General features: G+C 72.9%; 8 protein-coding genes. 3 read left to right on the top strand and 5 right to left on the bottom strand.

What is annotated here, in order from left to right; genetic code table 11:
- Window positions 1–5 precede the first annotated feature (5 nt).
- A complete protein-coding gene (locus AB0M48_RS22010) occupies window positions 6–2,276 on the top strand; it encodes a lantibiotic dehydratase (RefSeq protein ID WP_363844926.1) in 2,271 nt (756 codons plus the stop codon).
- A 68-nt stretch (window positions 2,277–2,344) separates the two neighbouring features.
- Here AB0M48_RS22010 and AB0M48_RS22005 read toward each other — a convergent pair whose 3' ends face one another.
- The 5 genes from AB0M48_RS22005 to panD all read right to left on the bottom strand — a co-directional run bounded on the left by AB0M48_RS22005 (window position 2,345) and on the right by panD (window position 5,792).
- Window positions 2,345–2,443: an IS3 family transposase gene (locus tag AB0M48_RS22005; RefSeq protein ID WP_363845190.1), complete on the bottom strand. Its 99-nt coding sequence runs from the start codon at window positions 2,441–2,443 to the stop codon at window positions 2,345–2,347.
- A gap of 503 nt (window positions 2,444–2,946) precedes the next feature.
- Window positions 2,947–3,195, bottom strand: a complete 249-nt coding sequence (locus AB0M48_RS22000; RefSeq protein WP_363844923.1) for a hypothetical protein — start codon at window positions 3,193–3,195, stop codon at window positions 2,947–2,949.
- 194 nt (window positions 3,196–3,389) lie between these two features.
- The gene (gene sbnB / locus AB0M48_RS21995) at window positions 3,390–4,373 is read right to left on the bottom strand and encodes a 2,3-diaminopropionate biosynthesis protein SbnB (RefSeq protein ID WP_363844920.1); all 984 of its coding nucleotides are present in this window, start codon (window positions 4,371–4,373) and stop codon (window positions 3,390–3,392) included.
- A complete protein-coding gene (gene sbnA, locus AB0M48_RS21990; RefSeq protein ID WP_363844917.1) occupies window positions 4,367–5,338 on the bottom strand; it encodes a 2,3-diaminopropionate biosynthesis protein SbnA in 972 nt (323 codons plus the stop codon). Before sbnA ends, sbnB begins: the two co-directional genes overlap by 7 nt.
- A 28-nt stretch (window positions 5,339–5,366) precedes the next feature.
- Window positions 5,367–5,792 (bottom strand): aspartate 1-decarboxylase, encoded by a 426-nt coding sequence (gene panD / locus AB0M48_RS21985; protein ID WP_363844914.1) that lies wholly within the window; start codon window positions 5,790–5,792, stop codon window positions 5,367–5,369.
- Window positions 5,793–5,940: 148 nt separating this feature from the next.
- Here panD and AB0M48_RS21980 point away from each other — a divergent pair, with 148 nt between their 5' ends.
- Both AB0M48_RS21980 and AB0M48_RS21975 read left to right on the top strand, forming a co-directional pair.
- Window positions 5,941–6,918 (top strand): TauD/TfdA family dioxygenase, encoded by a 978-nt coding sequence (locus AB0M48_RS21980; RefSeq protein WP_363844911.1) that lies wholly within the window; start codon window positions 5,941–5,943, stop codon window positions 6,916–6,918.
- Between the two features lie 47 nt (window positions 6,919–6,965).
- The coding region (locus AB0M48_RS21975; protein WP_363844908.1) for an amino acid adenylation domain-containing protein at window positions 6,966–11,555 on the top strand (4,590 nt) is incomplete at its 3' end.

The following is an 11,555-nucleotide window of genomic DNA, read 5'->3' as shown; positions in this document are numbered from 1 at the left end:
CGGGCGTGGACCAGACACCGAAGCTGGGCACGCGCTGGCGGCTGTGGGACCAGTTCGCGCTGCGCGGCGCCGGGTTCCCGGCCGCCGGGGTGCTGCGGCTGGCGCCCGGCGGTCTCGCCGAGGCGGCCGACAAGGCCGACCCGGACGAGCCCTCGACGCCCGAGTGGGCCGAGTTCAGCGCGCAGTTCACCGCGGCCGCCACCGACACCGCGCACGAGCTGCTGCGCATCGCCGCCCGGCCGGACTTCCGCGAGGCGGTCGCCTGGCAGAACCGGCCCGTGCTGAGTTCCGGCATCAAGCCGTTCCTCGCCTGGACGCCGGACAAGGGGCGCAGCAGCATGCCGCGCCAGCGCGAGGAGCTGGTCGCGCACTACTGGCAGCGGTTCTGCGTGAAGAACGACACGATCGGCTTCTTCGGCCCCGTCGGCTGGGGCCGCTGGGACCTGTCGTCGAACGGGCTGGCCGTCGACCAGGGCGAGGGGCTGCTCGCGGGCACCGAGGTGTACTTCGCCAGCTGGGCGATCGACACCTTGGCCGCGACCATCGCCGCCGACCCGGCCGCCCCGTCGTGGACCGCGCCCCGGCGCGTGCCGTTCATCCGCCGCGACGGGGACACCGTCATCGTCCCCGGCAGGCCGCCGCAACCGGCGACCCCGGCACAGCTGACCGTGCTGGACCTCTGCGACGGCGTCCGCCCCGCGGGGGCCATCGCCGACGCGCTGCCTGGGCTGGACGTCCCTGCCACGCTGGCTGAGCTGGTCAAGCGCCGCTGGGTCGTCTGGCGGCTGGAGGTCCCCGCGGACGCCCGCCCGGAGCGCGGACTGCGCGCCTGGCTCTCGACCGTGGGCGACGACGACCTGCGCGCCAGGGGCCTGTCCGCCCTGGACGACCTGGAGCGCGGCCGCGACGCCGTGGCCGCCGCGTGCGGCCCCGACGAACTCGTCGGGGCGCTGACCGCGCTGGAGCAGCGGTTCGTCGAGCTGACCGACACAGCCGCCGTCCGGGAGAAGTCCTCGGGCACCGCCCCGTGCCGCGCGCTGGTCTACGCCGACTCCCGCCGGGCGGCGACCGCCCGGCTCGGCCACGACGTGCTCGACGCGCTGGCGCCGCTGGAGCCGCTGCTGGACAGCGCGGGCTGGCTGGTCTCCCGCCTGGCCGCCGCCGTCATGGCCCGCGCCCGGGACGTCTTCGCCACGCTGGCCGAGCGCGGTCCGGTGAACCTGGCGGAGTTCTGGTTCGCCTGCATGCCGATCCTGCACGGCCACGCGGGTGCGGAGGCCGCGGGCTTGCGCCGCGAGTTCCAGGACCGCTGGCACCGCATCCTCCAGCCGGAACCGGACGTCGACCGCGTCCACCGCCCGCTCTCCGCCGTCGCCGACGGCGTCCGCTCGTACTTCGGCCCACCCGGCGAGGCGTGGACGACGGCCCGCTACCTCAGCCCGGACGTCATGATCGCCGCCGCCGGCCAGGAGGCGGTGGCGCTGGGCAACTTCGAGCTGGTCCTCGGCGAACTGCACCTGGCCAGCAACACCATCGGCGCGTCGCTGTTCGTCAACCAGCACCCCCGGCCCTCGGAGCTGCTGGACCTGACCAGCCGCGACCACCCCACCGCCCGCCTGATGCCCCTGCTCCCGAAGGAACACCGCTCCCGCCTGTCCGCCCGCATCCGGCACACCCTCGTCCGCCAGGAGGACTACTACCTCGCCCTGGTCGACTTCACCGCCGACCCGACGCGGCCCCGCACGGTCCGCAGCGCGGACGTCGAGGTGGTCGACGTGGACGGCGACCTGGCGGTCCTGCTGCCGGACGGCGAGCAGTTCGCCGCCGTGGACGTCTTCTCCCACGTGCTGACCACCCTGGCGATGGACCTCTTCGAAGTCCTCCCGGAAGCCTCGCACACGCCGCGCGTGACGGTGGACCGGATGGTCATCGCCCGGGAGACCTGGCGCCTGCCAGCCGCGGGCGCGTCCTTCGCCGACGCGAAGGACGAGGCGAAGCGCTTCGTCCTCGGACGAGCCTGGCGCGACGAACACGCCATGCCGCGCTTCGTCTTCGCGGTCCTGCCGACCGAACCGCGCCCGTTCTACGTGGACTTCGACAGCCCGGTGTACGTGAACATCCTGGCGAAGGCCCTGCGCAGGCTGGTGAAGAAGGACCCCGAGGGCGTCATCACCCTGACGGAGATGCTGCCGACCCCGGAACAGACCTGGCTCACCGACGACGCGGGGGAGTCCTACGCCGCGGAGCTGAGGTTCGTGGCGGTCGACGAGGCGTAGAACCGGGACAAGCCAGGGGTTTGCCGCGCTGAAACTGGTCCCCGGAAGTTGGACTGGCTGACTGAAGGTCAGGCCGTGAGGGCCTGGGCTCGGTATTGGACCGGGCTCAGGCCTTTGAGCGTGTTCGAGACGCGGGTGGTGTCGTACCTGTCGATGTAGTCGTCCAGCGCCGTGGTGAACTCGGCGATGGTGTGGAACCTGGTGTGGTGGAACAGTTCTTCAGCGGTGCGGCCCCGGCGGGCAGCGTGGCGAGCAGTGAGGAGTCGGTCAGCTCCGGCATCGGGGACGGGCCGCAGGCGTAGGCGATCACGGATCGGTCGAACAGGTCGATGGTCGGGGACAGGTGGAGCTTGCGATCGCCGATGCGGAGCTCGGTCACGTCGGTGTGTCCGGGGCGTCGGCGCTGAACTGCACGGTCTTCTTGGCCACCTGCCGGCCTGACGGGCCAGAACCGGGTGGATCCCGACGGTGCCCGTAGCGGCCGTGAGCGGCCTCGAACGCCTCGGTGATCGCGGTCTTGAGCCCGGCGTGCGGGTCAGGCCGGGTGAGTCTGGCCTGGTGGTGGAAGAACGTCGAGCGGACCAGCCCGGCGGCCTGTGAGCAGCACCGGCAGCGGATGGTCGGCCTTGAGGGTGGCGATGAACTGGTCTTCGCTCTCGCCCCTGCTCCTTCAAGGCCCGTAGTTCTTCCAGCAACGCCACCTTCGCGGACAGCTCCAGGTTCTCGGCCCGCAACCGTTCCAGCTCGCCGAGCCCGGATGTGTCGGCGGGCTCGGCCGGTCTTTCGGCTTGGGCCACAACGCGTCCTCGCCGTCGCGCCGATAATGGCCGCCCCAGTTCTTCACCAGCTCCGGTGAGGACAGGTCGTGCTCGCGCGCCGGCTCGAGCGCGGTCGCCGCACCACTGATCAGCCGTCGCACGATCTCGAGCTTGAACTCGAATGTGAACGACCGCTTGCCTGGCCGGCCACGAACAACGCGACAGCAGCCTCCCGCTGCCCCTCAGACAACGAACTTCGTGGTGCAGTTCGGTGGGAGAGGAACCGCTCCGCCAACGCACCGTCCACATGCGAACGGGCCGCCGGAGTGTTCCGGCGGCCCACAGCGCACGCGACTCAGCCCAGGAAGTCCGGCAACGAGGTTCCGATGCCCATGGCCTGGGCGCGGTCGGCCACCAGCGCGGCCACCGCCAGGTCCAACGCCCCGAGCCCGAACGGCGAGAAGATCGTCAGCCGGTCGGCGGCCCGCTGCAACGACACCGAGCCGCCCAGCAGTTCCCCGATGCTCGCATCGATGAAGTTTCGGTGCCCCACCTCCTGCTCCGCCAGGTGCAGCGACGTCGAGGCCCGGCACACGTGGTCGGCGTCATCCACCACGTTGACCGCCCGCAGGATCGCCGAGGCCGTCAGGTCCCGCAGCGACACGTGCAGGATCAGCGTTCCGGGGGCGCACGCCTCGGCGGCCGTGTGCGGAACACCCGCGACGGTCGCGAAGCTGATGAGGCGGTGGGAGGACAGAGCGGCGTTCAGGGAACCGGCGACCTCCACCTTCAGCCCGCCCAGCTCCTCCTCCACCCGCCTCCCGAACGCCTCGGAACGCTCGCGGGAGAGGTCGAACAGGGTCACGGTCTCCAGCGAGGGGACGGTCTCCCGCAGGAAGCGCAGCACCTCGAAATTGATGACTCCGCACCCCACAAGCGCGACGCCGGTGTCGCCGGCGGGCAGCGCCGCCGCCGCCAGGGCGGCGCTCGCCGCGGTGCGGCGGGCCGAGATCGTGGACGACTCCAGCAGGGCGGTCGGGTGCCCGGTCTCCATCGAGTTCAGGATCAACGCCGCCGAGGCCCGCTCCAGCCCGTTGGCCACGTTGCCCGGGAACGACGAGATCCACTTGATCCCGGCGACCGGCGACTCGGTGCCCAGGTACGCGGGCAGCGCGATGATCCGGTTCCGGTCGTCGTCGGGGAAGCGCAGGAACGACGAGTGCGGCACGACGGTCCGGCCAGCGGCGTGCAGGACGTAGGCCGAGCGGACCGCGGAGAGGACGTCCTGCTCCGCGCCGTCGAGGACCTGGCGGACCTGGGCCGCGCCGAGGATCAGCATGGGGCCACCTCCATGGCGGTTTCCTTCCACAGGTGGGCGATGTCGCCGAACTGCTCGGCCACCCACTCGTCGTCGTAGATCGTGTCCAGGTAGCGCTCGCCGCGGTCGGGCAGGATCAGCACGCACGACGCGGAGTCGGGAATGCGCTCGCGCATCGCCGCCAGGGCGGCGACCACGGCGCCGGAGGAGCCGCCCGCCAGGATCGCCTCGCGGGCGGCCAGTCTGCGGCAGCCCGCGATGCAGTCCACGTCGTCGACGATGACCACCGCGTCGGCCATGCCGTCGCGGTGCAGCGCGGGCCGCTCGGCGGCGCCGTGGCCGGGAATGAGGCGCGGGCCGGTGGGCGGGGCGAAGATGGCGCTGCCCGCGGCGTCCACGGCGACCACGGTCGTGGGCAGGCGGTGGTCGCGGATGAAGTCGGCGCAGCCGCGCAGGGTGCCGCACGAGCTGGTGGCGCAGAACAGGTAGTCCACGCCGCCGGGCACCGCTTCGGCGATCTCGCGCATCGTGGTGCGGTGCGCCAGCGGGTTGCCGGGGTTGGCGTACTGGTTGGGCCAGTAGGCGCTGTCCAGCATCGTCAGCAGCTCGCGCACCCGGCGCTTGCGCACGGGCAGGTACTCGCCGGTGGCCGCGTCGGTCTCGGTGACGACCTCGACCTCGGCACCCAGCGCCCGCATGATCGCGATGTTCTGGGCGTTGGTGCGCGGGTCCACCACGCATCGGAACCGCACGCCCAGGTATGCGCACACCTGCGCCATGCCGATGCCGAGGTTGCCGGAGCTGGACTCCACGACCACCGTGCGACCGGGCACCACGTCGCCGTCGCGGATGGCCGCGAGCAGCATCTCCAGCGCCGAGCGGTCCTTGATGCTGCCGCCCGGGTTGTGCGCCTCCAGCTTCGCGTACACCCGGAACCCGGCGTCGGGGTCCAGCTTGGCCAGCTCGACGATGGGGGTGCTGCCCACGGTGCCCAGCACCCCGCCTGGCCTCTCGCTAGACACGAGCCGCCGCCAGGAGGTCCCCGCGCACACCGTTGGTACCCGGCACCGGCTCCGCCGGGTCGGTGGTCAGCTTGATCGGCTTGTTGTCGCGGTCGACCATCACGACCGACGGCACCAGGTCGTGCGCCCTCTCCTCGGCCACCGCGACGTAGCTGATGATGATCACCAGGTCGCCGGGGGAGATGAGCCGGGCGGCGGCCCCGTTGATCCCGATGACACCCGAGCCGCGGGGGCCGGGGATGACGTAGGTCTCCAAGCGGGCGCCGTTGTCGATGTCGACGATGGCGATCTGCTCACCGGGAAGCAGGTCGGCAGCCTCCATGAGATCTTCGTCGATGGTGAGCGAGCCCACGTAGTGCAGGTCCGCCTGGGTCACCGTCGCCCGGTGGATCTTCGATTTGAGCATCGTGCGAAACACCCGTGCCTCCTTGGTCGCTCCGGCGGTCGGGGTCAGCCTGCCCGCGGCCCGCCGCCGGCCGCAGAGAAGAAGACGCAACAACGGCGGCAGCACAGGTGTGCCGGTTGTTCTCTCGTGCGGCGGGGCGGCGGCGGACCACGCTGACCGCATGACCGCGACGACCACCGCCCCGCTGGGGAGCACGGGCCGCACGCTGCCCCTCGTGCTCACCGCCGACGAGCCGGGCGCCCCCGTGATCCCCTACCTCTCCGACGCGCGCCCCGTCGTGCGCCAGCGACTGCGCGAGCACGGCGCGGTCCTGCTGCGCGGCTTCGACATCGGCGGCGTGGACGGCTTCGCCGACGTCGTGCGCGAGGTGTCCGGCGCGCCGCTGACCTACGCCGAGCGCAGCTCACCGCGCAGCACCATCAAAGGGCAGGTCTACACCTCGACGGACTACCCGCCGAGCGAGGAGATCTTCCTGCACAACGAGAACTCCTACCAGAAGCACTGGCCGCTGGTGCTGTTCTTCCACTGCATGATCGCGCCCGAGACGCAGGGCGCGACCCCGCTGGCCGACGTGCGCAAGGTCTACGACCTCATCGACCCCGCCGTGCGCGCCGAGTTCGAGCGCCGCGGCTGGATGGTCGTGCGCAACTTCACCCCCGGTTTCGGGGTGCCGTGGCAGGAGGCGTTCGGCTCCTCCGACCGCGCCGAGGTCGCTGCCTACTGCGAGCGCGCGGGCGTGCAGGTCGAGTGGGTGGGCCGCGACGGCCTGCGCACCCGCGCCCGCCGCGAGGCCGTGCACACCCACCCGGTGACCGGTGAGCGCGTCTGGTTCAACCACATGACGTTCTGGCACGTGACCACGCTGGGTGAGGACATGTGCGCCGGGCTGCGCGAGATGTTCGACGACGACGAGCTGCCCACCAACACCTACTACGGCGACGGTGCTGTCATCCCCGACGAAGTGATGGCGCATCTGCGCTCCTGCTACCGGGCGGCGTGGACGCGCTTCGACTGGGAGACCGACGACGTCCTGATCGTCGACAACATGCTCGCCGCCCACGCGCGCGAGCCGTTCACCGGGCCGCGGCGCATCGCCGTGGCGATGGCCGAGTCCTCGGCCGAACCCGCGGCGTCCTGAGCCGCGGACCACAGCACAACGCGCAAAGCCGGCCTGGGAGGGCACGAATGACTAGCAGTGGTGGCGGGTTCCCGCTGTCCTTCGCGCAGGAGCAGCTCTGGTTCCTCGACCAGCTCAGGTCGGGGGCCACCGAGTACCTCATGCACTGGGCGTACCGGCTGCGCGGAACGGTGGACACCGGCGCGCTGGTGTCCGCGCTCACCGAGATCGGGGCGCGGCACGAAGTGCTGCGCACGCGCTACGAGTCCGTGGACGGCGTTCCGATGCAGTTCGTCGACCCGCCGGGGCCCGCGCCGCTGGTGGTGGTCGAGGTCGACGGCGAGGCGGGCGTCCGCGAACTGGGCGCCGCCGACGTGGCAACCCCGATCGACCTGCGTGCAGCCTGGCCGTGGCGGGTCACGCTCGCCCACTGCGGACCGGACGAGTCGGTGCTGATGTTCGCCGTCCACCACATCGCCTTCGACGGCTGGTCCATCGGCGTCCTGGCCGACGAACTGTCCGCGCTGTACGCGGCCTTCCGCGCGGGCGAGCCCTCACCGCTGCCGGAGCTGGAGATCCAGTACGTCGACTACGTCGAGTGGCAGCGCGACTGGTGGGAGTCAACGGACGGCGGGCTGCGCAGGCAGCAGCGCTACTGGTCGGAGCGGCTGGCCGGGCTGGCCCCGCTGGAGCTGCCCGCCGACCGGCCGCGCCCGGCCACGTGGGAGCCCGCGGGCGACAGCGTCGAGTTCACCGTGCCCACCGAGCTGGCCGCCGCGGTGACCGCCGTCGGCAGGCGCCACGACGCCACCCTGTTCATGACGCTGCTGGCCGCCTACCAGCTGCTGCTCTCCCGCTACGCGCGCACCGAGGACGTCGCGGTCGGCGTCTCCATCGCCGGGCGCGCGCAGGTGGAGCTGGAGTCGCTGGCCGGCCTGTTCCTCAACACCGTCGTGCTGCGCACCGACCTGGCGGGCGAGCCCACCTTCGGTGAGCTGCTGGCCCGCGTGCGCAACACCGCGCTCGACGCCTTCGGCAACCAGGACGTGCCGTTCGAGCGTGTCGTCAACGCACTGGCACCCGAGCGCGATCTGTCCCGCAACCCGGTCTTCCAGGTGGCGTTCGCCCTGCACAACCAGCGCCGCACGATGCCGGCGCTTGCGGGCGTCGAGGTCGAGAGGTGGCCGGGCAGCTGGCAGACCTCGCCGTTCGACCTGTCGCTGCACTTCGCCGAGCGGCCCGACGGCTCGCTGTTCGGGACGATGAACTTCCCGGCCGCGCTGTTCGACCGCGCCCGCGTCGAGCGCATGGCCGCCAACTACACCCGGTTGCTCGCCGAGGCGGCCGCCGCGCCGGCCACCCCGATCGGTGCGCTGGAGATCATGGCCGAGGCAGAGGTCGAGCAGCTGCTCGCCTGGAACACCGCCGCGGCGCCGCGCCCGGCGGCCACCCTCCCCGAGCTGGTCGCCGCCCAGGCCGCCGCCACCCCTGACGCGGTCGCCGTCGTCGAGGCGGGCGCCGGCCTCACCTACGCCGAGCTGATGGGCCGCGTCGAGCGGCTGGCGGCGGCGCTGCGCTCGCGCGGCGTGGGCCCGGAGGTGCCGGTGGGCGTCGCCATGGAGCGCGGCGCGGACCTCGTCACCGCCCTGCTGGCGGTGTGGACCGCGGGCGGGGTGTACGTGCCGCTGCCGCCGGACCACCCGGCCGAGCGGCTCGCCGCCGTCGCCGCCGACGCGCTGCCCGCGCTCGTGCTCACCCACGAGGCGCTGCGCGACCTCCTCCCCGGCATCCCGGTGCTCGCCGTCGACGGCAACTGGGACACCGGTGCTCCGCTGGACCGCCCCGGGCTCTCGGGTGCGAACGCCGCCTACGTCCTCTACACCTCCGGCTCGACCGGCAAGCCCAAGGGCGTGGTGATCACGCACGAGGGCATCCGCAACCGCGTGCTGTGGGCCGTGGAGGCGCACGGCCTCGGCGCCGACGACCGCGTGCTGCAGAAGACGACCATCGGCTTCGACGCCTCCGTCTGGGAGTTCGCGGCGCCGCTGGTCTCCGGCGGCGCGGTCGTGATGGCCCCGCCGACCGCGCACAAGGACCCGGCCGTCATGGTCGCCGCGGTCGCCGAGCACGGGGTCACCGTGCTGCAGCTGGTGCCGTCGGTGCTGCGCATGGTCGCCGAGGAGCCGAAGCTGGCCGAGTGCACCGCGCTGCGCCTGCTCTGCTCGGCGGGCGAGCCGCTGCCGACCGCGCTGTGCGCCAAGGTGCTCGACGCCGTGCAGGTGGAGATCGTCAACACCTACGGCCCCACCGAGTGCTCCATCGACGCGACCTTCTGGCCGCACACCGCCGCCGAGTCCGCCGAGATCGCGCCGATCGGCGCGCCGCTGCCGAACCTGGCCGCCTACGTCGTGGACGCCGACGACCGGCTCGTCCCCATCGGCGTGCCCGGCGAGCTGTGCGTCTCCGGCGTCGGCGTGGCCCGCGGCTACCTCGGCCGCGGCGACCTGACCGCCGACAGGTTCGGCCCCAACCCGTACTCGGCCACCCCAGGCGGGCGCTGGTACCGCACCGGCGACCTCGTCCGCCGCCGCGCCGACGGCGACCTGGAGTTCCTGGGCCGCATCGACCACCAGGTGAAGGTCCGCGGCGTGCGGGTCGAGCCCGGCGAGGTGGAGGCCGCGCTGCGCGCCCACCCCGAGGTCGAGGCCGCCACCGTCACCGCCCACCGCACCGACACCGGCGACCTGGAACTGGTCGCCTACACCGTGTCCGGCGCCGACGTGAGCGCCGACGCGCTGCGCGCGCACCTGGCCGAGCTGCTGCCCGCGCCGATGATCCCTGCCTTCTTCGTCGCGCTGGAGGCGATGCCGCTGGGCGCCAGCGGCAAGGTCGACCGCGCCGCGCTGCCCCCGCCCGGCCGGCCGGAGCCGATGGCCGGCGGCGACCTGATCACACCGCGCACCCCGACCGAGGAGGCCGTCGCCCGCGTCATGGGCGCAGTGCTGGGTGTGGCGTCGGTCGGCGTCTCCGATGACTTCTTCGCCCTGGGCGGGCACTCGCTGCTGGCGATCCGCCTGGTGCTGAGGCTGCGCCGCGAGTTCGACCTGGAGCTGAGCGTCGGTGAGCTGTTCGCCGAGCGGACGGTGGAGAAGCTGGCCGCCTTCATCGACCACCAGGCCGGTGCCGCCAAGAACATCCCGATCGCCACCGTCGACCGCGACGGCGCGCTGCGGCTGTCCTTCGGACAGGAGCGCATGTGGTTCCTCGACCGGCTGGAGCCCGACAGCGCCGAGTACATCGTGCCGCTGGCCTTCCGCCTGCACGGCCCGTTCGACCTGGTCCGCTTCCAGACGGCCGTCGACCTCGTGGCCGCCCGGCACGAGATCTTGCGCACCCGCCACGTGGGCGAGAGCGACCCCGTGCAGATCATCGACCCGGCCGGGCCAGTCGCCTTCGAGTTCGTCGACCCCGGCACACCGGAACTGGCGCGCGCGGCGGTCGACCGGGCCAGCGCGGTGCCGTTCGACCTGGCCACCGAGCACCCGATCCGGGTGACCGTGGCCCGCGCCGGCCACGCCGACCACCTCGTCGCCGTCACCCTGCACCACATCGCCTTCGACGCCTGGTCCATGGGCATCTTCCTGCGCGACCTCGGCACCGCCTACCGGGACGCGGCCGCCCTGCCCGACCCGCCCGCCGCCCAGTACGCCGACTTCGGCGCCTGGCAGCGCGGACTCGACCTGACCGACCAGCTCGACTACTGGCGCGACCGCCTCGGCGGGCTCACCGCGCTGGAGCTGCCGACCGACCGGCCGCGGCCCGCCGTGCGCGACCCGCGCGGCGACACCGTCATGGCCGACGTGCCGGACGCGGTGGTCGCCGGGATCGCCGAGCTGGGCTCGCGCAACGGCGCGACCCCGTTCATGACGATGCTGACCGCCTTCCACGTGCTGCTGGCCCGCTACACCGGCCGCACGGACGTCGCCGTCGGCACCCCCGTCGCCGGGCGCACCCGTGAGGAGACCGAGGAGATCCTCGGCTTCTTCGTCAACAACCTGGTGCTGCGCGCCGACCTCGGCGGCGACCCGCTGTTCACCGACTTGCTCGACCAGGTCCGGGGCAGCACGCTGGCCGCGTTCGCCAACCAGGACGTTCCGTTCGAGCACCTGGTCGAGGCGATCGGCACCGAGCGCGACCTCTCGCGCAACCCGCTGTTCCAGGTCATGTTCGAGCTGGCCCACCTCGACGAGGTGCCCGCCACGCTCGGCGAGGCGGAGCTGAAGCCGTTCACCACCGGCGCGCCGGTCGCCAAGTTCGACCTGACGCTGTCGGTCAAGCAGCTCGGCGACGGCAGCATGCGCGTGTGGCTGGAGTACGCCACCGGCCTGTTCGACCGCGCCACGATCGAGCGGATGGCCGAGCACTACCTGACGCTGCTGGCGAGCATCACCGCCGCGCCGGGAGCCCGGCTGTCGGAACTGGAGCTGAGCCCGGTCGCCGAGCGCGCCGAGCTGGCCGCCTGGGCCGACCGGTTGCCCGAGGTCGCCGTGGGGGGGGGGGCGGCGGGGGGGCCCGAGCGGGGGGCGACCAGGCCGGGGGGCCCGCGGCCCGGCGGGGCGCCCCGCCCCGCCCCCCCCGCGGGCGTAGAACACAAAGAG

The organism is Lentzea sp. NPDC051208 (genome assembly GCF_040682435.1).
Classification (GTDB): Bacteria; Actinomycetota; Actinomycetes; order Mycobacteriales; family Pseudonocardiaceae; genus Lentzea; species Lentzea kristufekii.
This window is presented reverse-complemented; position numbering and strand designations above follow the sequence as displayed.

Excerpts from the sequence above, each read along its gene's own strand:
- sbnB (WP_363844920.1), bottom strand. The coding sequence starts at position 4,373 with ATGCTGATCCTCGGCGCGGCCCAGGTCCGCCAGGTCCTCGACGGCGCG.
- AB0M48_RS21980 (WP_363844911.1), top strand. The coding sequence starts at position 5,941 with ATGACCGCGACGACCACCGCCCCGCTGGGGAGCACGGGCCGCACGCTG.